The organism is Allobosea sp. 2RAB26, assembly GCF_052115465.1.
Classification (GTDB): domain Bacteria; phylum Pseudomonadota; class Alphaproteobacteria; order Rhizobiales; family Beijerinckiaceae; genus Allobosea.
The window spans coordinates 326,298-350,981 of record NZ_JBFRGS010000005.1; the positions used below are offsets into that span (position 1 = coordinate 326,298).

21 protein-coding genes are annotated in these 24,684 nt (G+C 64.5%); 4 read left to right on the top strand and 17 right to left on the bottom strand.

What is annotated here, in order from left to right; genetic code table 11:
- Position 1 precedes the first annotated feature (1 nt).
- Both AB4118_RS11970 and AB4118_RS11975 read left to right on the top strand, forming a co-directional pair.
- Positions 2-916 (top strand): cupin domain-containing protein, encoded by a 915-nt coding sequence (locus AB4118_RS11970; RefSeq protein ID WP_441489925.1) that lies wholly within the window; start codon positions 2-4, stop codon positions 914-916.
- A gap of 10 nt (positions 917-926) precedes the next feature.
- Complete coding sequence (locus AB4118_RS11975) at positions 927-1,868, top strand: DUF6282 family protein (RefSeq protein WP_441489926.1); 942 nt, start codon at positions 927-929, stop codon at positions 1,866-1,868.
- Between the two features lie 66 nt (positions 1,869-1,934).
- On the opposite strand, the gene AB4118_RS11980 is transcribed toward AB4118_RS11975, so the two are convergent.
- From AB4118_RS11980 to AB4118_RS12000, 5 genes are all read right to left on the bottom strand, one after another.
- A complete protein-coding gene (locus AB4118_RS11980; RefSeq protein ID WP_441478970.1) occupies positions 1,935-2,918 on the bottom strand; it encodes a Bug family tripartite tricarboxylate transporter substrate binding protein in 984 nt (327 codons plus the stop codon).
- A gap of 95 nt (positions 2,919-3,013) precedes the next feature.
- Positions 3,014-3,817, bottom strand: a complete 804-nt coding sequence (locus tag AB4118_RS11985) for a DNA-binding transcriptional regulator (protein WP_441489927.1) — start codon at positions 3,815-3,817, stop codon at positions 3,014-3,016.
- Positions 3,818-3,918: 101 nt separating this feature from the next.
- Positions 3,919-4,902, bottom strand: a complete 984-nt coding sequence (locus AB4118_RS11990) for an NAD(P)H-quinone oxidoreductase (RefSeq protein ID WP_441489928.1) — start codon at positions 4,900-4,902, stop codon at positions 3,919-3,921.
- Entirely contained in the window at positions 4,902-5,543 is a 642-nt protein-coding gene (locus AB4118_RS11995) for a fumarate hydratase C-terminal domain-containing protein (RefSeq protein ID WP_441489929.1), read from the bottom strand. Before AB4118_RS11995 ends, AB4118_RS11990 begins: the two co-directional genes overlap by 1 nt.
- Entirely contained in the window at positions 5,540-6,409 is an 870-nt protein-coding gene (locus AB4118_RS12000; RefSeq protein WP_441489930.1) for a fumarate hydratase, read from the bottom strand. The genes AB4118_RS11995 and AB4118_RS12000 overlap by 4 nt, the downstream gene beginning before the upstream one ends.
- Before the next feature lie 167 nt (positions 6,410-6,576).
- Here AB4118_RS12000 and AB4118_RS12005 point away from each other — a divergent pair, with 167 nt between their 5' ends.
- Positions 6,577-7,605: an Ldh family oxidoreductase gene (locus AB4118_RS12005; protein ID WP_441489931.1), complete on the top strand. Its 1,029-nt coding sequence runs from the start codon at positions 6,577-6,579 to the stop codon at positions 7,603-7,605.
- A 51-nt stretch (positions 7,606-7,656) separates the two neighbouring features.
- Here the strand turns inward: AB4118_RS12005 and hpxZ are convergent, their stop codons facing one another.
- The 7 genes from hpxZ to AB4118_RS12040 all read right to left on the bottom strand — a co-directional run bounded on the left by hpxZ (position 7,657) and on the right by AB4118_RS12040 (position 16,178).
- Positions 7,657-8,061, bottom strand: a complete 405-nt coding sequence (hpxZ, locus tag AB4118_RS12010) for an oxalurate catabolism protein HpxZ (RefSeq protein WP_441489932.1) — start codon at positions 8,059-8,061, stop codon at positions 7,657-7,659.
- A 256-nt stretch (positions 8,062-8,317) separates the two neighbouring features.
- Positions 8,318-10,105, bottom strand: coding sequence for a peptide ABC transporter substrate-binding protein (locus AB4118_RS12015; protein ID WP_441489933.1), 1,788 nt, complete (start codon positions 10,103-10,105; stop codon positions 8,318-8,320).
- Positions 10,106-10,564: 459 nt separating this feature from the next.
- Positions 10,565-12,007 carry an aldehyde dehydrogenase family protein gene (locus AB4118_RS12020; RefSeq protein WP_441489934.1) on the bottom strand — a complete coding sequence of 481 codons (1,443 nt, stop codon included), beginning with the start codon at positions 12,005-12,007 and terminating at the stop codon, positions 10,565-10,567.
- Positions 12,008-12,080: 73 nt separating this feature from the next.
- The gene (locus AB4118_RS12025) at positions 12,081-12,848 is read right to left on the bottom strand and encodes an amino acid ABC transporter ATP-binding protein (RefSeq protein WP_441490038.1); all 768 of its coding nucleotides are present in this window, start codon (positions 12,846-12,848) and stop codon (positions 12,081-12,083) included.
- The gene (locus AB4118_RS12030; protein WP_043235261.1) at positions 12,848-13,516 is read right to left on the bottom strand and encodes an amino acid ABC transporter permease; all 669 of its coding nucleotides are present in this window, start codon (positions 13,514-13,516) and stop codon (positions 12,848-12,850) included. The genes AB4118_RS12025 and AB4118_RS12030 overlap by 1 nt, the downstream gene beginning before the upstream one ends.
- Before the next feature lie 87 nt (positions 13,517-13,603).
- Complete coding sequence (locus AB4118_RS12035; RefSeq protein WP_441489935.1) at positions 13,604-14,416, bottom strand: transporter substrate-binding domain-containing protein; 813 nt, start codon at positions 14,414-14,416, stop codon at positions 13,604-13,606.
- Between the two features lie 61 nt (positions 14,417-14,477).
- Positions 14,478-16,178, bottom strand: coding sequence for a thiamine pyrophosphate-binding protein (locus tag AB4118_RS12040; protein WP_441489936.1), 1,701 nt, complete (start codon positions 16,176-16,178; stop codon positions 14,478-14,480).
- A gap of 108 nt (positions 16,179-16,286) precedes the next feature.
- Between AB4118_RS12040 and AB4118_RS12045 the strand changes: the two genes are divergently transcribed.
- Positions 16,287-17,042: an IclR family transcriptional regulator gene (locus AB4118_RS12045; RefSeq protein WP_441489937.1), complete on the top strand. Its 756-nt coding sequence runs from the start codon at positions 16,287-16,289 to the stop codon at positions 17,040-17,042.
- A gap of 62 nt (positions 17,043-17,104) precedes the next feature.
- Here AB4118_RS12045 and AB4118_RS12050 read toward each other — a convergent pair whose 3' ends face one another.
- The 5 genes from AB4118_RS12050 to AB4118_RS12070 form a co-directional block, all read right to left on the bottom strand.
- Positions 17,105-18,400: an NAD(P)/FAD-dependent oxidoreductase gene (locus AB4118_RS12050; RefSeq protein ID WP_441489938.1), complete on the bottom strand. Its 1,296-nt coding sequence runs from the start codon at positions 18,398-18,400 to the stop codon at positions 17,105-17,107.
- Between the two features lie 137 nt (positions 18,401-18,537).
- Positions 18,538-20,013, bottom strand: coding sequence for a protein adenylyltransferase SelO (locus tag AB4118_RS12055; RefSeq protein WP_441489939.1), 1,476 nt, complete (start codon positions 20,011-20,013; stop codon positions 18,538-18,540).
- Between the two features lie 67 nt (positions 20,014-20,080).
- Positions 20,081-22,708, bottom strand: a complete 2,628-nt coding sequence (locus AB4118_RS12060; protein WP_441489940.1) for an AAA family ATPase — start codon at positions 22,706-22,708, stop codon at positions 20,081-20,083.
- Positions 22,709-22,711: 3 nt separating this feature from the next.
- The gene (locus AB4118_RS12065; protein ID WP_441489941.1) at positions 22,712-23,836 is read right to left on the bottom strand and encodes a metallophosphoesterase family protein; all 1,125 of its coding nucleotides are present in this window, start codon (positions 23,834-23,836) and stop codon (positions 22,712-22,714) included.
- A 140-nt stretch (positions 23,837-23,976) separates the two neighbouring features.
- A complete protein-coding gene (locus AB4118_RS12070; RefSeq protein ID WP_441489942.1) occupies positions 23,977-24,651 on the bottom strand; it encodes a type 1 glutamine amidotransferase domain-containing protein in 675 nt (224 codons plus the stop codon).
- Positions 24,652-24,684 lie beyond the last annotated feature (33 nt).

Here is a 24,684-nt window from a genome sequence, read left to right on the forward strand (position 1 = left end):
GATGTTCCACCCCACCGACCCCCGCGCCAAACTCGCGACCGGGGCGCCTGCCAAGGCTTCGCCCGTTTCGTCCTATGCCGGCGCGGATTATGCGCGCTTCTATGCGCAGGAGCCGCAGGAGGCCGGGTCCGATGCCCGCACCTGGATCGCGCGCGGGCAGAATTTCATCGTCGCCTATTCGGAGGTGCGCGCGGGGGCGAGTCTGGCGCGCATTGGCCAGCCGGATGAGTATTGCGTGATCCTGCCGGACGCTGCCATGGGCGCGTCGCTCTCTGCCCGCGGGGAGAGCCTCGCCGCGCCAGGCGCATCCATCCTGTTCGTACCGCCGGGAGATTCCGAGGTCACGGCAGCCGGGGATGGCCGCGTCATCCGGATCTTCTCCACTGCTGCGGCCGATCTGGCGGCGGCCTGCTCCAATGCCTCGTCCTATGCCGAGCCGCACGCCAATGTCGCGCTCCTGGAGCCTTGGCCCGAGCCGCGCGGTGGCTGGAAACTGCGGCGCTACAGCCTGGAAGGCGAGGGGGGCGAGAGCCGCTTCGGCCGGATTTTTCGCTGCACGACGCTGATGGTGAACGTGCTCGACCCGCGGCTCGGGCTGCGCGACATCACCAAGCTCTCGCCGCATCACCATGACGATTTCGAGCAGGGCTCACTCGTCATCGACGGCGCCTACATCCACGATATCCGCTGGCCCTGGACGCCGGATATGAGGATCTGGCGCGAGGACGAGCACGAGTTGATGGCGGCTCCGTCGCTGACGGTCATCCCCCCGCCTTCAATCCACACGTCCCGGTCGGTGCTGCCCGGCCTGAATCAGATGATCGACATCTTCTCACCACCACGCATGGATTTCTCGGAAAAGCCCGGTTGGGTGATCAACGCCGCAGATTATCCAATGCCCGGCGAAACGCCCTGAGGACTTCAGCATGCTTCTCGACAAGGCCCCCCAAATCGACCGTGCCCGGCAGGTCGCGGATCTGCTCGTCGGTGCGGTCGATCTGCACTGTCACAGCGGCCCCGCCGCGATGCCGCGCATCCTCGACCATCATGAGGCCATGCTCGACGCTGCCTCCGCGAAGTTCCGCGCGCTTGTCTACAAGGACCATTTCTACCTCGGCACCTCGCATGCCGTGATGCTGGAGAAGCTCTTCCCCGACAATGGCTTGAAGCTGTTTTCCGGCGTGGCGCTGAACAATGCCTCGGGCGGGTTCAATCCGCATGCCGTCGACCATTGCATCAAGATCGGCGGCAAGATCGTCTGGTTGCCGACCCTCTCGGCCGCGAACCATATCGCGGTCCTGGCGTCAGGCGCCGTCAAGACCTTCCCCAAGACCGCAGGGAAGATGCTGGATGCGCTGCCGCTCACCTCACTCGATGCGAGCGGCACGGTGACGGACGCGGTCAAGCAGATCCTCGACCTGATTGCCGAGGGGGACATCGTTCTCGCGGGTGGCCACCTCCATGCCTCTGAACTCCACCTCGTGTTCGAGGAAGCGCGTGCGCGCGGCGTCCGCAAGATGATCGTCAACCACCCGACCTATATCGTGGGCTGCACGGATGCCGACATCCGCCAGCTCGTTTCGCTCGGTGCCTATATGGAGCACTCGATCTGCATGTTCGTCGAAGGGCGCTCGAAGAAATACGAGATGTCCGACCTCGCTCATCTGATCGAGGTCGCCGGTGTCGAACGCACCCTGCTGTGCTCCGATCTCGGCTTGCTCGGTTCGCCACGCCCGGTCGATGGCTACCGCGAGATCGTCGGTGGGCTGCTCGACCTGCAATTCGCGGAGAAGGACATCAGGACCATGATCGGCGGACATGCGGCGGCATTGCTGAATCTCGACGTTGTTTCGCCGAACGCCGCCTGATCCTGAGCATGCAAAACCCCGGGTGAGCGGTAGCGCTCACCTGGGGTTTTTCTTTGCGGCGAAGGTTTAGTCGAGGGCGATCGCAGCCGTGCGGATGACCTCGCTCCATTTGGCGATTTCCTGCGCCTGGGCTTTCCGGACGACGTCCGGTCCGCCGCCGAGCGAGCGCACGCCGATCGGATCGAGCTTCGCGCGGCCCTCCGCGCTCAGCACATAATCGTTCACGATCGTGCTGATCCGGCGTGAGATCGGCTCGGGAAGGCCCTTGGGACCAACGATCGCATACCAGGAGGAGGCGTTGACTCCCGTCAGTCCCGCTTCCGACAGGGTCGGCACATCGGGCAGTTGCGGCGCCCGCTCTTCGGCCGTGACTGCGAGTGCGCGGATGGCTCCGGATTTCACATGTGGAATATAGGGCGGAAGGAAATCGACGGCGACATTGACGATTCCTGCGAGGAGATCGGTCGCAAGCGGCGCAGAACCGCGATAGGGCACATGGGTCATCTGGAAACCGCCCTTGCGCTGGATCAGTTCGCCGGCGATGTGCCCCATCAGGCCGAAGCCCGGGCTTCCGAATGTGAGCTTGCCCGGATTGGCTTTGCCGTAGGCGATCAGCTCGGACAGTGTCTTGACTGGCAGGGAAGGGTGCGTCGCCACCACAACCTGCACATCTCCGATCATGGCGATCGGCTCGAAATCGACGAGCGGGTCGAAGCTGAGTGTCTTGTAGAGCAGCTTGTTGGTGACGAGCGGCCCAGACGAGGAGACGAACAGCGTATGCCCGTCGGGGGCGGCGCGCACGACGCTGGCCGCGGCGAGGTTTCCGCCGGCACCAGGTTTGTTTTCGACGATGAAACCTTGCCCCAGCTCTGCGCGGAGCCTCTCCGCGAGCAGGCGGGCCACGACATCGGTGGCCGCGCCGGCCGGGAAGGGCACGATGATGGTCACCGGCCGTGCCGGCCAGCTCTGACCGAGCGCGCCCCGCGTGCTCGCCAGAGCACCGAGGCCGACGAGCGACGCCGCGAACGCGCGGCGAGAATACAATGACATGGTGGCTGTTCCTCCGGAGCGGCAACCGATCGTTCGGCGCGGTTGTGCCCCGGAACTATGCGCGGCTTCCTGGCGATGGAGGTTGGGAAGGCGGCCTATTTCTCATCCTGAAACGCGACGCCCATTGATTGCGACAGCGCCTTGAGTTGCGTCTCGATGCTTGCCGCCGCCTTCTTCAGGGGATGGATGATCCGCGCGCGGTCATCGGGCGTCGCCACGACGGACCGGAAGAAGGTGACGCCGAAGGTCGCGAGCACGCGCTCGCCCAGCATGATGGGAACGGCAATCGTCGCAGAAGTGCGCGGCTCGACGGCAGGGTCGCGCTCGGTATAGCCGCGCCAGCGTGCCTGGGCGATCAGCCGTTCCAAATCCTCGTCGCCGAGGCCGCTGTTCTCGGGGTCCGGGGAAGCCAGCATTGCAGAGCGCATGATCGTGCGCTCCTCTTCGGGACAGAATGCGAGATAGGCCCGCCCGAGCGCGCGCCCTCCCAGGCTTAGCCGATGGCCGAGCGTGGCGTGGAACGGGGAAATCGGACTGTCGGGTATGGTGCTGAACCGTACGATCACGGCGTCGTAGTCGAGGACGCAGACGGCGCAGGGCCATTTGATTTGCCGGGTAAGGGCCGTCGCCCACGGGCGCGCGGCCTCGATCACCATCGGCGCACCGTGGAAGCCGGCGCTTAGGCGGTTCACGCCGGAGGTCACCTGATATCCCCGCACACGGCTGTCGCGCATGACATAGCCGGTGGCGATGAGCGTTTCGAGGAGCCGCACGATCGTCGGCTTGGGCAGGCCCGTTCGCCGATGGAGATCGCCGACCGTCGCCAATCCGCTGCGGTTGATTTCAGCGAGAAGGTCGAGCGCCTTGACGACGGACTGGACGGGAGTGAACGAGGGCAAGAGGCGGTCCCAGCCAGACGGATTGTTATGCGTGATGCTGGGGCATCCGCCTGCTCGATGCCAAGGAGACCTGCTGCCCGAAGCGATGTCAAACGCTGGTGTCAGCTATCGAGCGTGAGGACGACCTTGCCCACCTGTTCGCCGGCGTCCATCAGGGCATGGGCGTCCCGTACATCGCGCCAATCGAAGGTTGCGCAGATGTGGTTGCGAATGCGACCGCTCTCGAGCAACGGCCAGACATGGGCGACAAGCTCCGACGCGATCCGCCCCTTATAGGCCGCAGGACGCGGGCGCAGGGTCGAACCTGTCAGGGTCAGGCGACGCCGGACGATGTTGCGGACATTGACTTCCGCCATCTGGCCGAGATGGCTGGCGATCAGCACGACGCGGCCGTCGGGCGCAAGCAGCTGCAGCTGCTTCTCGGTGTAGGGGCCGGCCTGCGCGTCGAGCGCGACGTCGACCTGCTCTGCGCCGATTGCCGCAACAATCTCGGCCGCCCAGTCCTCGCGATAATTCACTGCGTGATCGGCGCCGATCTCCCGGCAGATGTCGAGCTTCGCGCCTGTCCCTGCCGTCGCGATCACGCGGGCCTGCCGCAAGCTCTTGGCGATCTGGATCGCTGCCATGCCGACGCCGCTGGTGCCCCCTTGCACGAGCAGCGTTTCACCTTCCGCGAGCCGTCCAAGCCAGATCACATTGTTCCAGGCGGTGAAGAAAGCCTCGGGCAGTGCCGCAGCTTCAGTGAAGCTCGCTCCCTTCGGCATGGGCATGCACTGAACCGCGGGCACGGCGCAGAGCTCGGCATATCCGCCGCCATTGGCGAGCGCGCAGACTGCGTCACCCGCCCTGGGCCATTCCACCTCCGCGCCGACGGCTTCGACGATGCCTGCAACGTCGAGGCCAGGCAGGTCGGTCGCGCCGGGCGGTGGCGGATAGAGCCCGCGCCGCTGCTGCACATCCGGGCGGTTCACGGCCGCGGCCCGGACCCGGATGAGGACGTCATTGGGGCCAAGCGCAGGGGACGCGCGCTCGCAAAAGGCCAGCACCTCCGGCCCACCGGGCCGGGTGATCTCAATCGCTTGCATCAGTGTTTCTCGTCGACGGGGGAGGTGGGAGCCCGCAGGCCCTGCAGGATCTCCGGCAGGCGCGCCTGGGCGGAGGTCATCAGGCGCTCATAGATGGAGTTGCCATGGGCATCGATCGCAACCGTCACCGGTCCGAATCCTCCGAGCCTGACGCGGTTCAGCCGGAACTGCATGATCAGGTCGTTCCAGGCGCTGTCCACGACCTCTTCGACGCCTTCGCTGAGCAGCGCCGACGCGCCACCGACGAAGGAGAAATAGACGCAGCCGACCTCGCGCATGGCGTCAGCGCTTTCGCGTGACAATCCGCCCTTGCCGCCGACGGAGGTCAGGCCGAGCTCCCGGATCAAGGCAGGCATCAGGCCGTTGAAGCGGCTCGAGGTCGTTGGATTGACATAATGGAGGCGTCCCGGCCTGCCATCCACTTCGTCATAGCTGACGCCCATATGGAAGAATGCGCTGCCCCGCATCGGTGTCGGCATCTCGCGACCGGCCGCCACCTCGGACACCATGCGCTTCTGCGTGGGCATGCCGACTGTCGCCACCGCGTCGCCATCGAGCAGGAAGAGATCGCCCAGCTTCAGAGCCCGAGCCGCGGCAGGTGTCAGCGGCAGCTTCAGGCGGGGCAGGTCGAAGGAGCTCATTCGATCCGCTCCACAACGCCTGAATCATGGATCTTCGCGCGCGTCCGCCGGTTGATCCAGCAATTGAAGGAGACTGCGACAGGGGTGAAACCGTGGCCTGACGCGTACTCGACATGCACACCGAAGGTCGTGGTCGAGCCGCCGACGCCCATTGGCCCGAAACCGGTCTGGTTGACCGCCCTTGTCAGGCGCTCCTCCATATCGGCGACCATCGGCTCCGGATTATGGTGGCCGAATGGCCGCAGCGTCGCGTCCTTGGAAAGCTTGGCGGCATGGTCGAAGGTGCCACCGATGCCGACGCCGATCACCACGGGAGGGCAGTGCTGACCGCCGGCACGCATGACCATCTCCAGGATGCAGCGTTCGATCTCATCGAGGCTCGGGCTGACCAGCGTCTCGATCGCAGCCCAGCGGCCTCCGCCGAGCGCCTTCGGCGCGCAGGTGATATCCATGTAGTCGACATCGCCAAGCAGGTCATAGGAGACCAGCGGCATGTCCTTGCCCTTGTAGCTGCGCTCATTCGTCAGCGGATTGGTGACGAAGCGCAGGATCGGCGGCTGGATCGTCTGGACGAGGTGCTCGAAGCCATCGACGATGGCCTGGCGGATGTCGCCTCGCATCTGGACACCCGATCCGATCTTCACGGCATAGCTCGGAACCCCTGCATCCGAGCACAGGAAGCGCCCGGTCCGCTCCGCCGTTTCCGCACTGTCGAGCATGAAGGCCAGCGTCTTGCGTGCATGAGGCACGGTCTCGCTCTCGACCGCATTGCGCAGGGCGCTCTTCGATGTCTCCGGGATCCGGCGCAGCGACCAGTCATAGAGATTGGCCGTGACCTCCTTCACCAGATCATATGTTATCGCCATGCGCCGCTGCCCAGTTCATCTCTGCCCAACCTAGCGGGCCCGGACAGGGGGATGGTTCAAAGCGCCGGCGTTTCGCATGATGAAATGAGCGCGCTGCGCATACTTTGCTATCCAGCCCCTCCTAGGATCGATCGAGTTTCACAGTCACAGGCCTGATGATGTCGCAGATGCCAAGCGCCGTTCCGATGCGCGTTGCCGATCTTGTCGCGGAGGTTGCCGCTGTCTTTGCCGGCGCCGGACTCTCTCCCGCCGGCGCGAGCCGTATTGCGGAAGCCCTGGTCGAAGCGGAGCAGCAGGGCCTGAGCTCGCACGGGCTGATGCATGTGCCGCTCTATATCGAACGCCTGCGCAAGGGATCCGTCTCTCCGCATGACGAAGCTCTGTGCGTGAGCGACCATGGCGCCGTTGCGGTTCTCGACGGCCGTCACATGCTTGGACATCTGGCTGCCGAGCAGGCCATGACCCTGGCTATCGCAAAGGCCCGGAGTTTCGGCATCGGCGCGGTTGCCGTGCGTCATGGGTTTCATTTCGGCGCTGCCGGCCGCTATGCCGCCCAGGCCGCTGAGGCCGGCATGATCGGGATTGCGATGTCGAATACGCGGCCGTTGATGCCGGCCCCCGGCGGGGCCGAGCCGGCTGTCGGCAACAACCCGATCGCGATTGCCATTCCGACTGCGGACGAGCCTGCGGTGGTGGTCGATGTCGCCATGAGCGAAGGCGCTCTCGGCCGCATTCGCCATCACCAGCAGCGCGGCGAGCCGATTCCGGCCAACTGGGCCGTAACGTCGGAGGGGCTTCCGACCACCGACCCTGCCGAGGCAATCAGGGGGCTGCTTCTGCCTACCGGCGGCCCCAAGGGGTTTGCCCTCGCACTCGCAGTCGACATGCTGTGCGGGCTCCTGTCCGGTGGTGCCGTGGGAGCCGAGGTGAAAGCGCTCTACGGCGACGCCGCGCAACCGAATGACTGCTCGTTTCTGTTCCTGACCCTGAACCCACAGGCTTTCGGCGCTGAGTCTCTGCCGCGCCGTGCCGCCGCCGAGCGGGAGCGCATCAGCAGCGGGCGCCGCGCGCCCGGTACTAATGCCATCCGTGTCCCCGGTCAGGCAAAATGGGAGAACGCCAAGCTTCGGCAGGAGATCGTGGCGGTCGACAGCCGGACGCTTGCCGCGCTGAGGGCAAGCGCCATTGGAAGCTGACGAGGGAACCAGGGAGGCCGACTGTCAAAGCGAAACAGGGGTCGCAACAGCTCACCAGAGCCGCGGTCCCTCCATCGTTGAAACATGAGCGGAGATCACCTTCCAGCCGAGATCGGGGAAGCGCGCCCAGGTCTGGCTCTGCCGGCCGACCATGTCCTGCCCGCGGACCTTGAATTCCAGGTTCACCGTGGCAATGTCGCGTCCCAGAGTGAGAATCGCCAGCCGCAGCCGCTCTTCCTTGATGCCGGGCCCCGGCGGGCGAGCAACGCGGTGGGCGTGGATCTCCGAGAAGCCATAGCCATTCTCGTGCAACGCGTAGCGGATGGTGTGTGGACTGTCCCAGAATGCGGCATCCAGCACAGCCACATCCTTGTCGATCAGGGCTTGCTCGTAGCGTTCGAACAATGCGCTGATTTCGGCAACGACATCGGGCAAATTCGGGATCAGGTCGGGCACGGTGCAGCCTTCATGAATGGTGCCGACGGATCAAGCCGGCTTCCGTCCCCTGTCATCGGATGATCAGAGTTCCGCCCGCTCCCATCCAAATGGGAGCGGGCGGTGAAGCGATGGACCAGATTCGGTCCCGGAGCGCTGGACGGCTAGATCACGCTGCGTTTGGACCAAATTGTCCAAACGCAGAAAACGTGATCGACTCTCATAGTTTAGAGCATGCTTAGCGCGAAAAACCGTTGCCACTTTTTCGCAGCATGCTCTAGGTGCGGTACCAGCTCGCAAGGTTCCAGGTCGTGACTTCCCAGCCCGAAATATCGGGCACGAGGTTGTTCGCCGACGCGCCGACGATCGTGCGCGACAGGAGCGGCAGGATGATGTTGGCCTCGCAGAAGATCTCATTGACCTTGATCAGCAGCGCGGCGCGCTTCACAGGGTCGAACTCCTTCTGCGCAGCCTTGTAGGCCTCATCCGCTTCCTTGCTGCCATAGCGCGAGACGTTGCGGCCGAGCCACTTGTTCTCCTTGTTGGCGATTTCCCAGGACACGAACTGGTTCAGGAAACGCTCCGGATCCGGCTGCGGCTGCGTCGTGGTGTACATCTCCATGTCGCAGTAGAGCTTGGTGTAGGTGTCGGGATTGGAGACGTCCGAGGAGAAGAACACGGACGCGGTCACCGACTTCAGTTCGAGATCGATGCCGGCACGCTGGCAGGCCTGCTTGATGATGGCCTGGGTCTTCTGGCGCGGCGCGTTGATCGAGGTCTGGAAGACGTATTTGAGCTTCTTGCCATCCTTCTCGCGGATGCCGTCGGCGCCCTTCTTCCAGCCGGCGTCGTCGAGGATCTTGTTGGCCTTCTCGACGCTGAATTCATACTTCAGCTTCGGCGACTTGAACTGCTTCGGCTCGTTGACGAAGCTCGCCGTCGCGGTGCCGCCGCGGCCATAGATGAACTTCTGGATCGAGTCGCGGTCGATCAGCAGGTTGATCGCCTGGCGCACGGCCGGATCGCTGAGCGTCGGATGCTTGGTCTTGACGCTCGAACGTTCGCCGTCGACCTCGGTCCACGGGTCCGTTGGGTTGAGGATGATGAACTCGACGTCGCCACCAGGAACCACCACCACGCGCCCGCGCCCGCCGGTTTCCATGCGCTTGAGGATCTCGTCCTCGACCTGCATGTTCCAGGCATAGTCGTATTCGCCGGTCTGGAGCACGGCGCGCGCGGCCGAGACCGCGTCACCGCCACCCTTGACTTCGAGCGTGTCGAAATGCGGCTTGTTCTTGACGTGATAGTCGGGGTTTCGTTCGCCCGTGAGCAGGTCGCCGGGCTTGAACTCGACGAATTTGTAGGGGCCGGTGCCAACGGGCTTCAGATTGGCCGGGGCTTCGCGCGACTTGGCGCCCTTGTAATCGCCGAAATGGTGCTTCGGGATGATCATGCCGGCGACGCCGACGAAGGCATCGGCCCAGAACGGCGTCGGATCCTTGAAGATGATCTTGACGGTGTGGGAGTCGATCTTCTCGACCTTGATGTCCTTGTAGGCGCCGGTGGTGTAGGCGGCGGTGGCCGGATCGGCGGCATATTCCCAAGTGAAGACGACGTCGTCAGCGGTGAACGGCTTGCCGTCATGCCATTTGACGCCCTGCTTCAGCTTCCAGATCACTTCCTTGCCGTCGGCAGACACTCCGCCATTGGCCTTGGTCGGGATCTCGGCGGCGAGTTGGGGAACGAGATTGCCGTCCTTGTCCCAGCCGGCGAGCGGCTCGAAGAAAACGCGCGAGGCGATCTGGTCCTTGGTGCCGCTGGCGAAATGCGGGTTCAGCAGGGTCGGTGCCTGCCAGAGCAGGATCTTCAGCGGCCCGCCGCCACCGGCCTTGGTCGGCTTGTAGTCGTCGGCCGACTGGGCCATCGCGACGCCGTTCCAGGCCAACATCTGGGTTGCGATCGGTGCGCTCAGTCCCAGCGCCACCATCTTCTGCACGAAGGAGCGCCGCGACAGGCCACCTTCCTTCACATCCGCGATCAAACCTCGCAGGTCGTGTTCGTTCATAAATACCCTCCGCCGACAGGCCGTTGATAATGTTCCGGGGGTCTTGCGCCCCCTGCTTTTCCCTCAAGCAGCCGTCAGCAAGGCATGGGCCAGCGAAAGCGTCAACTGGGCGCTGCAGAATGGCCAATGCTGCATGCGCCGATCGTGCGGGCGTTCGTGCAACGAAGCGTATCGGCGTGGATCAGGCCACAGCCGCAGCAAGCAACGCGGCTTCATGACATGGCTTTGGAGAAGGTTTGGGGCGGGCACCAAGAGTTGGCAGAGGGCACAACGATAGACCTGCCCCGAAACCGAGGTGCGGGCAGGGACCAGCCGAAGGCCATGTCGAGACTGAATGGCTCGCACCGGCGTGCTGACGATGCCCCCGTCGCGGCCTGCGCCGGACGTCGGCCATCCCGGCGCAGTGGACCTCGGAAAAATGCCCGTGATTCGGCCAGCCGATTCTCCACCCTCCGGCGGCTAGGCCGGAAGCGTGTAGGCGGTCTTCACGGTCGTGTAGAATTCCTGCGCGTAGCGGCCCTGTTCCCGGGGGCCGTAGGACGAACCTTTGCGGCCACCGAAGGGCGCGTGGTAATCCGTGCCGGCGGTCGGAAGATTGACCATGACCGTTCCGGCCTCTGCGTTGCGTTTGAAGTGGCTCGCATATTTGAGGCTCGTCGTGCAGATGCCGGCCGAGAGGCCGAACCTTGTATCGTTGGCGGCGGCAAGCGCGGCGTCATAGTCCTTGACGCGGATGACTGCTGCGACTGGCCCGAAGACCTCCTCGCGGGCGATCCGCATGGTCTGGTCGATCTCGGTGAACAGCGCCGGCGATAGATAGAATCCTGGCGTGGCCCGCGCGAGAACCTCACCGCCGCACGCAAGCCGGCCGCCTTCCTCCTGACCAAGGCGGAGATAGCGCAGGTCCTGATCGAGCTGCCTCTGGTCGACCACGGGTCCGATGCTTGCTTCCGGCTTGAGCGCATCGTCGACGACGAGCCCGTGCATGGCATCGATCAGGCGCTCTACGAAGCTGTCATGGATCTTGTCGGTGACGATCAGCCGGGACGCTGCGGTGCAACGCTGCCCGGTCTGGTAGAAGGCGCTATTGAGCGCACACCCAACCGCCAGTTCGATATCGGCATCGTCGAGCACGACAAGCGGGTTCTTGCCGCCCATTTCGAGCTGCATCTTCTTCATCCGGTCGGATGCGACACAGGCCTCTGCGACCTTGCGGCCGGTGGTGACAGAGCCGGTGAAGGAGATTGCGTCCACGTTATCGCTGCGCAGGATCGCTTCGCCGACGACAGATCCCGATCCCATCACGAGGTTGAAGACGCCGGCCGGAAGGCCGGCTCTGGCAAGGATGTCAGCCAGCGCATGCGCGGAGCCCGGCACCAGTTCGGCCGGTTTGAGGACGATGCAGTTGCCGTAGGCGAGGGCAGGCGCGATCTTCCAGGCAGGAATCGCGATCGGAAAGTTCCAGGGCGTGATCAGCCCGACGACGCCGACAGGCTCCCGGGTAATGTCGACCTCGACGCCGGGACGCATCGAGGCCAACCTGTCGCCTGCCAGGCGCAGGCACTCACCGGCAAAGAAGTGGAAGATCTGCCCGGCCCGCACGACCTCACCGATGCCGTCCGCCAGCACCTTGCCCTCCTCGCGGGAAAGCAGCATCCCGAGTTCGTCCTTGCGAGCGAGGATCTCGTCGCCAATACCCTTCAGGATATCGTGCCGGAGCTGGATCGATGAGCGCGACCAGGCCGGGAAGGCTGTCGCAGCCGCGTCGATGGCGTCCTGCACGTCGGCATGAGTGGCCTGCGCGTAGTGGGCGACGATGTCATTGGTGTTCGACGGATTGATGTTGGCGATCGCTTCACTTGCGTGACGCCACTCTCCGCCGATGTAGTTCGGTTGGATCATTGCAGGGACTCGTGTGACGGCGCGCCGGCACACGAATGCCGGCGTTGCGCGAGGGGAAGGCAATCGCCAAGGATCAATCGTTGATGATGGCGCGCAGGAAGCGCCGGGTGCGTTCCTCCGCCGGGTTCTCGAAGAAGGCGCGGGCAGGGGCCTCCTCGACGATCTGTCCGGCGTCGAGCAACATGGCCCGGCTGGCGACGCTCTTGGCGAACCCGATCTCGTGGGTCACCACGACCATCGTCATGTTGTGCTCCTGGTGCACCTTGCGGATGACCTGGAGAACCTCCTCGCGCATCTCGGGATCGAGCGCCGATGTCGGCTCGTCGAACAGCATCAGGGTGGGGTTCATCGCCAGTGCCCGGGCGATCGCCACGCGCTGACGCTGCCCACCGGAGAGCTGGAACGGATAGACGTTCGCCTTCTCCGCCATGCCGACCTGCTCAAGCAGCTTTCTGCCCTGTTCCGTCGCCATGCGGGGCGGCGTCCCGAGGATCTTCATCGGCGCGATGGTGATGTTCTCGAGCGCCGTCATATGCGGGAACAGATTGAAGTTCTGGAAGACGAAGCCCGTCGACAGGCGAATTCTCTGCAACGTATCGGGATTGGCCGTTTCGACATTGCGCCCGTCCACGGAGATGTCGCCGCGATTGATCGTCTCGAGGCCGTTGATGCAGCGCAGGAGCGTGCTCTTGCCGCAACCGCTGGGGCCGCAGAGCACCAGCACTTCGCCCTGTGCGACGTCGAGGGAAATGCCGTTGAGCACGCTGACGGCGCCATAGGATTTGTGAACGTCGCGAATACGGATGAAGGCCTGAGCCGAGGCTGCAGTCGCGCCCGTCATCAGATCGGTTGCCATTTTTGAAGCCTTTCGAGCATCCGCATGAGCAGGGCGTATCCCCAGATAAGCGCCACATACAGAACGGCTGCACCAGTATAGAACTCAAGCGGGCGAAAGAATTGGACCGTTAGTTCCTGAGCCCGGAACATCACCTCCGGCACCGCGATCAGTACTGTTACGGTGACGTTCTTGATGACCGTGATGTGGACATTGGTGAGGGACGGTAGGGTCGCAAAGAAAGCCTGAGGCAGCGTGATGTAACGCATCACTTTCCAGCGTGAGAACCCAAGCGATTGTGCAGCCTGGGTTTGCGTGGCCGGGATCGCCTCAAGGCCGCCGCGAAACGCTTCACAGGCAAGCGCAGCCCCGTTCAGGGACAGTGCGATGATCGAGCTCACGGTCGGAGAAAACGAAACCCCTGTCAGGATCGGCATGACATAGTGGATCCAGATCAGCAGGACCACGACCGGAAGCGTGCGGAACAGGTCGACGAAAACCACCGAGGCGCCGCGCAGCAACCAGCGCCGCGACATGCTCATCGCCGCCAGTACGACGCCGAGAATGGTCGTGATGATGATGCTGGGAAAACTCGTCCACCACGCGTGCCAGAGTCCGCCCGCGAGATAGGGCCCGTATTCGGTCAGAACGCCGAATTGAAATGTGTAATTCATGATCTCATTCGACCAGCATTTTCCGGAGCAGAGACGTGACAGGGGGCGGATACGCGACGGGCGTCCGCCCCTTGCCTGGTTCGTCGGCTAGCGCGGCCCGACAGCCAGTTCAGGCGGCAGGTTCCACTTCTCGGCGAGGGTGCGGTACCAGCCCCGCAGCTTCATGGAGCGGACATAGGTGTCGAGGAAGACCAGAAGGTCGAGATCGGCATACCGGACAGCGTGGTTCATGCTGGTCCATTCCGTCTGATCGCTGGCGAACTTGATATTGCGCAGTTCGGTCGGGCGCTCCTGAGCGCGCAACTCATTCGAGACGGAATCGCCGATATAGGCCGTCGACCGCCCTTGCATGACCTCGAGCACCGCCGCTCCCGTATCGGAAAGGGGCGTGACCTTCGCCTTCTTGAAGGTGCGCTGGGCATATTGCTGGGCAGCGGTGCCCGAGACCACGGAGAGGACATTGCCCTCCTTGTCCAGGTCCGCGAAGGTCCGCACCGGGCTATCGGCGCGCACCATGGCGGTGGACGAGAGATAGCCGAAGGCCTCTCCAAACGCGACGGCCGTCGCACGCTCGGGTGTCGCTCCGAGCCCGCTCATGATGACGTCCCATTTGCCGGCCTGGAGCCCGGCCACGAGGCCGCTCCAGGTCGTGTTGACGAGCTCGACCTTGATCCCGGTCATCGCCTCGAGATTGCGAATGTCGTCGACGATGAGGCCTTCGTACTGGCTCGTCTTCGGATTCAGCAGAACGAACTTGTTCCAGGGGGCTACTCCGACGACCAGCTTCTTTTCGGATATGATCCGATCGAGCGTGGGGCCTGCGGAGGCTCCGGAAGCAGTCAGCGCGACGACCGCTGCGACAGCGGCCGACGCAAGTGCGTTGGCGATGGTTCTCAGCATGCTCTTCCCCTTTTGTATGGCGCTGTTGAACAGATCGGCTCTCGTGAGGTGATCGACCGCATCAATGGACCGCGTCGCGCGCGAGAATGGTCTCGAAGCCGACGATCGGTGCTGTGGCGTTGGGATCGATGACGACGTCGATGACGAAGGGGCCGTCGGCAGCAAGCCCCCCGGCCAGGGCCGCAGCGATCGCCTCCGGGGCCGTGACGCGCTCACCGCGGCACTTCAGGGCCCGACCGACTTCCGAATAGTCGATGTCGAGGAAGTCGCATTCGAGATAGCGGCCCATCACCTTCTGCTCCCAATGCCGCTGGAAGCCGAGGGTGCCGTTGTTGAACACGACGACGAGGATATCGACGCCGTAGCGGGCGGCTGTTTCGAGCTCGTTGATGACGTAGCCAAAGGCGCCGTCGCCGGTCACGCAGACGACCTTGAGCGATGGGTCGGCCATCTTGGCGCCGATTGCGGCGGGCAGGCTCCAGCCAATTCCACCGGTTCCACGCGGCGAGAGGATGAAGCGCCCCGAGCCTGGCACATCGATATGGCTCATGGCCCAGCCGGTGATGTAGCTGGCATCCGTAACGATGAGGGTCCGTTCATCGACCTGTGCCGAGATTTCGGCCAGCAGGCGTTCGGGCCGGATCGGTGTCTGCGCCGACTCCGCGACCGGCCGGAACTCGGCCCTCCAGTTCTCCGTCAGCTGGTCGATCCGCGCCCTGGTCTCCGGGTTGGTTCGGGCCAGGCCACGATCGGCGCAATAGGCCATCAGGTCGCGCAGGGTATCGCGGACATCGCCGACCATGGCGATGTCGGTTGCGAAATTGCGGCCGATCTCGGCCGGGTCGATATCGAGATGGATCAGCTTGGTTTCAGGCTTGGGCAGCGACCAGTCGCTGTAGCAGATCTGGCCGGTGCGCGAGCCGAGCACGAAGACGACGTCGGCCTCGGCGAACAGCGTGTTGGAGATCTGCCCGCGACCATAGCGTCCGCCCGTGGTGGAGCCGAGCGGGCCCGCGGCGAGCGGGTGCGCATCGGCAATGGCTCCGCGCCCGGTCATGGTTGTCGCGACGGGGATGTCGAACAGTTCCGCCAGCATCCGGATTTCCTCTTCGGCGCCGGAGATAATCGATCCGCCGCCCGCGATCAGGAGTGGCCGCTGGGCCGTCGCGAGGAGCTCTGCCGCCTTCTCTATGGATTCGCGGCTCGCCCGGACCCGGTTGGCCGGGAAATGCGTGTAGGCTTGGTCAGCCCAGGTCTGGGCTTCGGCTTCGGCGGCCATGACATCGCCAGGGCAAAGCAGGACCACAGGGCCCGGCCGCCCCGATGTCGCGATCCGGAAGGCCTTGCGCACTGCGTCGGCCGCCTGCTCCGGTGCATCGATGCGCGTCACGTCCTTCACATAGGGCGCAAGAGCAACCGCATGATCGAGCGCGCTGCTGGCGTTCTTGTTCTTGAGCCGCAGCGGGTGGTCCTGGACGAGCGCGATCACCGGCACGGAGGAGCGCTGCGCCTCCAGCAGGCCCGTGATCAGATTGGTCGCGCCCGGCCCGAAGGTGGCGGCGCACACGCCTGGCCGGCCGGTTACCTGGGCATAGCCATGCGCCATGATGGCCGCATGCTTCTCGTCGCGCACCGTGACGATCCGCGTGAATGCGCGGTCGACGGCGTGGAACACATGGATCGGATCCTCCATGCCGAACAGGCAGGTCACCCCGTAGCTCTTCAGGGTTTCGTAAAGTAGCGCGCCGCCGGTGCCCCGCATGGGTGTCTCCTCTTGACAGTCGGAAAAAGTGTTGCTTATTACGCAACATGTTGATTATTTATCGTACGCAGGACATCTGCGCGGCGTCAAGCCGCCAAGCGAGCGCTCATGAAGTCGATTGAAAAGGCCGTTAGTGCGCTGCAATTGCTCGTCAATTCGGGAGGCGAGCTGCGGGTTGGCGAAACCAGCCGCCACTTGAAAGTCACGCGCAGCAGCGCCTCGCGCCTGCTGGCTTCGCTGGCGAGCGGGGGGCTGATCGAGCAGGATCCTGCGACGCAGCGCTACAGGGCGGGGATCCTCGCTGTGCAGCTGGCTGCGAGCTTTCACCGGAATTTCGATCTGGTGGAACAGGCGCAGAAGGAAATGGAGGAGCTCGCCCGCCAGACCGAGCACACGGTATGGCTGGGCGTGCTCTCCGGCACCGAGGTCGTCGTCCTCAAGACGGCGCGGGGCTCGCAGCCGATCCAGTTCACGGTCGAGCCTGGCCACAGGCTGCCCGCGCATGCCGCCGCGATGGGGAAGGCGCTCCTCGCCGTCAAACCGGATGCCGAGATACGCAGTCTCTTTGCTGCAGCGCTCGATCCGGTGACGAAGCAGACCCTGGTTTCGATCGACGATCTGTTGCGCGAGGTCGCGATGTCGCGATTGCGCGGCTATGCGATCTCAAATCAGGAGCTTTTCGACGGCGTGAAAGCCATCTCCGTTGCTTTCGAGGACCCGCATAAGGGCATGAACATCGCCATCAGCGTTTCCTACCCGTTGTTTGCCTTCGAAGGCGGCAGCGACCAGTCGGTTGTCGATGCGCTGCTCCTGTTCGCCCATCACTTCGGTGCCCGGATCGGGGACAAGCGCTGGACGAAGTAAGGGAAGCTTGGGGGCGCCGGCGCGGTCTGCCGGCCGCGGTGAGGCTCTTCGCCAGGGACGGTCTATCGTTGTTTCGGTCGGCTTTCGTTTTCGCGCCCCTGCGTGATCAGCCGCGAACTTCTCTGGTCGCGCGCGTGAACCCACAGCCAGCTCAATGCCACGCTCACCCGATTGCGGACGCCGATCAGGAAATAGATGTGAGCGAGGCCCCATAGCCACCAGGCCAGCGCGCCGCGGAGCTTGAAGAAGCCGAAATCGATCACCGCAAGCCGCTTCCCGATCGTCGCCAGACTGCCCGCATGCTTGTAGCGAAAGGCGGGTAGCACGCGCTCCCCGCGAAGCCTGAGGCGGATTGCCGTTGCGACGTATTTTCCCTGTTGCTTGGCTGCGGGCGCGATGCCCGGAACAGGGCTTCCATCGGGCGCAGCGACGCTTGCCGTGTCGCCAATGACGAAGATCTCGGGTCTGCCCGGTACCGTGAGATCGGCCTCGACCTTGACCCGTCCGGCTCTGTCAGCGGGAGCATCCAGCCAGCCGGCTGCGGGGGAGGCTTGTACGCCGGCAGCCCAGATGATCGTCGCCGCGGCAAGCGTCGTGTCGCCATAGACCACACCCTCGGCCGTGCATTGCGACACTGCCTGTCCGAGGAAGATCTCGACGCCGAGCCCTTCGAGGGCGCGATGGGCATAGGCGGACAGATCGGGCGCAAAGCCGCCAAGCACGCGCGGAGCTGCTTCGATCAGCACCACGCGCGCCCTGCGGGTATCGATGTTGCGGAAATCTTCGGGAAGGGTGGAGCGCGCCAGTTCGGCAATCGTGCCCGCCAGCTCAACGCCGGTGGGGCCGGCTCCGATGATCACGAAGGTGAGCAGTGCGGCCTGTCTCAGCGGATCCGTTTCCCGTTCTGCCTTCTCGAAGGCGAGGAGAATGCGGCGCCTGATCGTCGTAGCGTCCTCGAGGGTCTTCAGACCCGGCGCGAAGGGCTCCCAGTCGTCATGCCCGAAATAGGCATGACGCGCGCCGGTCGCCACGATCAGACTGTCATAGGCAAGCGTGGATCCGTCATCGAGGATAACGCGCCTAGCCTCGGGGTCGATGTCATTGACGCCGGCCAGCAGCGTCGTGATTTCCGGGCGCTTGCGCAGGAGATGCCGGATCGGCCACGCGATTTCCGACGTCGCAAGCGAGGCGGTGGCGACCTGGTAGAGAAGCGGCTGAAACAGGTGGTGATTGCGCCGGTCAACGATGGTGATCCGAACAGGCGCACCGGCGAGGCGATGGACCGCCTCGAGCCCGCCGAACCCGGCCCCGATCACGACCACATGATGGCGGTCGGAGAATTCATCTAGCGTCGCCACAGGAGGATACCCGAAATGTCCGGCCAGTTTACTAGGAGTAGGCGGCTTTAGGGCGATGCGATAGGGCGAGACCGGCGCACGCAGCCTCTCAGCGAGCCTCGCAATCCGACACCGGCTCGGATCGAGGCCCGCTGAGTTCAGGTTCCGCAGAAGGTTGCGAGCACACGCTCATGAGCCGCCGGGGGGCGGGCGTAGTCCCCCCGCCCTGGCTGCTCGTCATAGGGATTTGCCAGAACCGCCAGCAATTCCTCGAAGGGAGCGAGATCTTGCTGCTCCACGGCCGCCTCGATTGCGGCCTCGACGCGATGGTTGCGTGGGATGAACAGCGGATTGACGGCGCGCATCGCCTTCACCCGCTCCGCGGGCGATATGGCCTCGCGCGCCAGCCGTTGCCGCCACGTGCTCTCCCAGTCGTCGAACGCCGCGGGATTGCCGAACAGGTCGCGGCAAGCGCTCCCTTCGGCAGCGGCGGTTCCATCCGTGCTCAACCGCCGGAACACGAGTGTGAAATCGGCCTGGCCGCGCTGCATCGTGTCGAGCAGGGCCTTGATCAGCACGAAATCATCCGCTTCATCGGCGAAAAGCCCTAGCTTGCGGCGGAAACCGCCGATCAAGGCGGTCTGGAACAGCTCATCGAAGCGGTCCAGCGCCTCCTGCGCGAGCTTGACCGCCTGATCCTGGTCATCAGCCAGCAGCGGGAGCAGCGCTTCGGCGAACCGCGTCAGGTTCCAGCGTGCGACGGGCGGCTGGTTGCCGTAGGCGTAACGCCCGCGCTCGTCTATGGCGCTGAACACCGTGCCCGGGTCGTAGGCATCCATGAAGGCGCACGGCCCATAATCCAGCGTTTCGCCCGCAACCGACATGTTGTCGGTGTTCATCACGCCGTGGATGAAACCGATCTGCATCCAGCGGGCGACGAGCGCCGCCTGCACGGCAATGACAGCCTCCAGCAGGGCCAGATACGGCGCTGCGCTGGCGCTGACGTCAGGATAGTGCCGGGCGATGACGTGGTCGGCGAGGAGGCGCAGTCCCTCGACATCACTGCGGGCCGCGAAGAACTGGAATGTCCCGATCCTGATATGGCTGGAGGCGACGCGGGTCAGCACGGCTCCGGGGAGCAGCGTCTCGCGCCTGACGGTTTCGCCCGTCATGACAGCGGCGAGGGCCCGTGTCGTCGGCACGCCCAATGCAGCCATCGCCTCGCTGACGATGTATTCCCGCAGCACCGGCCCCAGTGCGGCCCGCCCATCGCCCCGACGCGAGAACGGTGTCAGCCCTGCACCCTTGAGCTGGATGTCGCGGCGCCTGCCATCGCGATCGATCACCTCTCCGAGCAGGACGGCGCGGCCGTCGCCGAGCTGCGGGCTGAACCCGCCGAACTGGTGACCGGCATAGGCCGTGGCGATCGGCTCGGCTCCTTCGGCAACACGGTTGCCTGCAAGCATCTCGATGCCGTCGGGGCCCGCCAGCCAGATCGGATCGAGACCGAGCTGCTGCGCGAGCGCCGTGTTCAACCGCAGCAGACGCGGCGAACGGACCGCGCTGGGGGTTACCCGCGCGAAGAAGCGCTCGGGGAAGCGGGCGTAGGAATTGTCGAAGGGGATAGCGGTCATGGGACGTAGATAAGCCTTGGCAGCAACACGGCAACTCTGGCTCTGGCCCTTAGCCTCTCGGGTGAGGCTAAATGCGCCTGATCGGAGCGCCGAGCTGGATGAAATCCTTCTCTCGACAGGTCAGGATGAGGATCTGCAGGGAACCGGCAGCTTTGTTCAAGACGAGGTGCATCCGGTCGAGACGCTCTTCGTCGGTGTTCACCAGTGCGTCGTCGAGGATGACGATCGATGGCTGGCCAAAGCCTCGCAGGATGTCCGCCAGTGCCAGGCGCGTGATCACCGCTGTCTGCTCTCTGGCGCCCATGCTGAGCTGTCTGAAGGGCTCTTCGACGCCAGCGCGGACGAAGTGCTCGATCTCGAGCGTGTCCTCGTTGAGCACGATCTGGCTGTCGGGATGGAGCAGGCGCAGATACGGAGCAACCCGTTCGCGTACCGGGCCGAGCCAGCGGTCCTTGGACTCGCGCTGCGCTTCCGCCAATGTCTCGTAGAGAAGCCGGGCGCCATCGGCCTGAGCCTTGGTCGTCGCGAGCTGCCTTTGCCTGAGCGCGATCTGGCCTTCGATCTCGGCGAGCTGCTCGCCCAATCCATCACGGCCAAGCGCCCGAAGTTCGATCTCGAGATCGCGAGCCTCGCGGGCCGTCTTCTCAAGATCGGCGCGGATATTCTCAGCTGCGTTCCTGGCCCTGGAAAGGGCCAGCGAGGCGGCTTCGGGGTTCGCCTGCTCCAGCGCGCGAATGGCAGCCTGCTCTGCCTCCTTGGCCGTCATATGGGCCGATTGGGCGGCATCAAAACTGGCCTGCAGCTCGGTATCCGCGATCTTCGAGCGAGCCTCGACGAGGTCGCGCCCCTTCTCGCTGGCGCTCGTGATTGCGGCATTCAGGCGCTCGTTCCAGACCGCTGCGTCAAGCGTGGCCTTCTCATGCTGGGCGCGATGCTGCGCCGCGGCGTCTTCGGCGGCCTTCTCGTCCTGTATGGCGATGCGTTGGGCCTCGACTGCCCCGGCGCGGCTCTCCTCTGACGCTTCCTTTGCGTCGATCTCCCGCGCAGCGGACTGGGCGGCGAGCGCGCGCTGGTTCTGGGTCTCCTGCCGAAGGACTTCGAGCCCCCTGGGAGCGGTGGCGCTGATCAGCTTCCTTTGCAGCTCTGCTTCGGCGATCGCTTCGCCCTTTTGCAGTACTTGCGATCTTGCCGCCTCGAAGCTGGCGCAGCCGGCCTTGCGCAGCTCGCTTTGGAAGGCGCGTTCGGCTTCGCCAAAGGCTCGCGCGAGATCACCGACACCACCTCCTGGATGGACGACCAACTGGCCGAACCCTTCGAGCTCGATCGTCGCGTCTCTTGCGAGGAGCAGGGGCTCACTCAGCAAGATTGCCTTGCCGTCTGAAGAGACGTTCTGTTGCGCCTTCGGCCTGAATTCGATCCGGACGCTCGCCGCCTCGAGCCGGGCCCTGGCTTTCGCGAGCTGTTCGCCGGCGCGCTCGAGCGTGTCGACCTCGGCCTTCGTGACGGTGATGGCTGCTGCGGCGGCCAAAGCGGTCATGCGCTTGCCGTCAGCCTCTTCGGCACTCCTGAGATCTAGCTCCAAGCGGGCGAGGAGATGCAGCGCGCGACCGTGGTCGATGGCCCGCTGGACCGCGGCGAGAGCTTCGTCCGCAGCGCTCCGCGCAGTTCGCGCTTGTGCGAGCCTCGCAGAGGTCGTGGCGGTCGCGCGCTCGAGCCGGCTTACGACGCCTTTGGCATCCTCGGCATCGTGAGTGGCCTGGGCCAGTGACGCCCGTGCGGCATCAGACGATTTCACGAGCGCCTGCCGCGCGGCGAGCCGTTCTGTGGCTGCCTCGGTCCCAGCCTTGCAACGCGTGGCGTCACGGCCGGCCTCAACAACGATCGTCTCGAGCATCTCGGCCTGTACCATTGCCTCCTGCGCAGAGGCGAGGGCGGAGAGGGCTTTCTCGAGAGAGGCGTCCTTGTGATAGCGCGCGACAATCTCGCGCTTCCTTGCGAGGTCGCCGACCTTGCTGTCATGGGCCGCGAGGCGAGAGGACATCTCTTCGCGACGAGCGGAGAGGGCTTCGACATCGTCGAGCAGCGCCTTGTAGTCACCGCGCGGCTTGTAGCGTTTGTCCCAGTAGGTGCTGCGCCGCGCCTCGGCTGCTGCAATCAGGGCTCTTCCGCGTTCTCCGCCGATGACCTGGCCGACTTCGGATTCAAGTGCTGAGGAAAGCGAGTCCCGGCCGGCGCCGACACCAAGCGCCTGATGTGAGAGCCCTTGCTCGACCCAGAGAAGCCCGAATATGCCCTGGTGATCCTGCGGCTTGGAACCACCGCGGCCTGGCGGGGTAAACCCGAACAACTCCGCCAGGCGATCATCGGCTGCGTCGCCGATATGACGCTCGTTGGCCCCGATCAGCTCGGCCTCGGGCTTCTGGCAAAAGGCCTTGCGAAGCGACCAGGCCTGCCCATCGAGCTCGAAGTCGACTTTGACCTGGGGACGGACATTCTGGTTGTAGGGCAGCATCGCCTGCGCGGCTTCGCCTCCGACGCGGTGACGCTCGAAGAAGGCGGCTCGCAGTGCTGCGAGAATGGTCGACTTGCCGGCTTCGTTGTCACCCGAGATGACGTTGAGGCCATCCTGGAGATCGTCGATGACGACGGATCGGAGCTTCCGGAAATCCTCGATCTCCAGGCGGCGAAGGAACATGGCTCAAGCGCCCTTGGAGAAATGGTCGAGATACATCATGCGAAGCGCCATCCGCGCAGCGCCGGCCTCCGGATCACCGTCATTGGTTGCCTTCGCGCGCAGTCGCTCGACCGCGGCACGAACGAAACCGGATTTGTCGAGCGCATCGAGATCATCGGAGGTTGGCTCATCGACCAACGCGCTGTCATCGATCTCGAGATGGTGAAGGCGGGCCTCCCAGGAGCGAAGCTCGCTTTCGAGGCGCCGGCGCTCGGCAAAGCTGACACTGCCTGCCAGCGAGAGCGAGACCACCTGATGGCGATGGCCCGCGGCGAGATCACTGAGCGTTTCGATGGCGCGATCGCATGTGCCATCGACGAGTTCGACCGCGACCTTGTTCCAGCGAAAGTGCCCGACAGCGACGGTCTCGACGATCTCCGATGCTCGCGGTCCGGGGATGTCGACGATGTAGACCGACCCGGCGTCATTGGCCTTGTGGCGGTCAGGTTCAGGCGTCCCGGAATAATAGGTCCGCTGGGCGATCTTCAAAGCCCCATGCCAGTCGCCGAGTGCCAGATAGCAAAGGTTGGCGGTCTCTGATCGATCCTCGGGGATTTCGTTCGACGATTCCGCGGCGCCCGGCAGTCGATTGGCAACGCTGCCATGGGCCAGGCCAATGCGGCATGCGCCGTCCCCGGATGGCGCATCGACGAACCAGGTGGTCTGGTCGAGCGCCTCTCGTCGGCGGCGCAACGGGGCGGGCAGAACGACAGCCCGACCACTCCAGAGATCGAGCGGTTCCGGCTTGTCGGCGATGATGACATTCGCCGCCGGGCCCATGGCCTGGATCCGTGTCCAGACACTGTGGGCCAAGGCCGCGTCATGGTTTCCGGGCAGGAATATCCATTGTCCCTTGAAGGCGGCGAGGGCTTCGAGCGTGCGCACGATGGTCCGGTCCGAGACCGAGTTGCTGTCGAAGGCATCGCCTGCAACCAGCACGGCGTCGACCTGTCGCTCATGCGCCAGGCTGGCAATCGTCTCGACGGTCTTGATCCGCTGTGATCGCAGTTCCGCCCCGGGATCGCCGACAATGTTGGAGAACGGCTTACCGATCTGCCAGTCGGCGGTATGAAGAAAGCGAAATGCCACTGCGTCCCCCAGCCAAGGCGCCACCATCGTCGCTGGGTGCGAAAATGCAAGCTTTGGCTGCCGATTTCTGGGGGACGGGTGGTTCCCGCCGCAGAGAACGCCGAGCGCTCGATGCTCGCAATCGCCTGCCGCCGAGGAGCCTAGCGCAGGAGCTTGATGAGTTCCTGCGCAGCGGCGGTCGAGGAGGCGGGGTTCTGGCCGGTGATCAGGCGGCCATCGACGATCGCGAAGCTCTGCCAGTCGGCTGCTCTTTCATAGCGTCCTCCGAGGCGCCTCAGTTCGTCCTCGACGAGGAATGGCACGACGTTGGTGAGCTGGACGGCCTCCTCCTCGGAGTTGGTGAAGCCCGTGACGCGCTTGCCCTTGACGATCGGCTGCCCCTGAGAGGTTACCCGGTGCAGTACGCCCGGCGCGTGACAGACGGCGGCAACGGGTTTGCCGGCATTGTAGAGCGCCTCGATCAACGCAATCGAAGCCGGATCCTCGGCAAGGTCCCATAACGGGCCATGACCACCGGGATAGAAGACGGCGTCGTAGCCGTCTGCCGTTACGTCGCTGAGCTTGACGGTGTTTGCCAGGGTCCGCTGCGCAGTCGGATCCTTCTTGAACCGCGTCATTGCGTCGGTCTGGTTGCCGGGCTCATCGCTCTTGGGATCAATCGGTGGCTGGCCGCCTTTCGGCGAGGCAAGTGTGATCTCGGCGCCAGCGTCCTTGAAGACGTAGTAGGGCGCCGCGAATTCCTCGAGCCAGAAGCCGGTCAGCTTGCCCGTATCGCCAAGCTGATCATGTGACGTCAGCACCATCAGGATCTTCATCTTCGCAACTCCCTCGGTTGAACAACTCGCGAT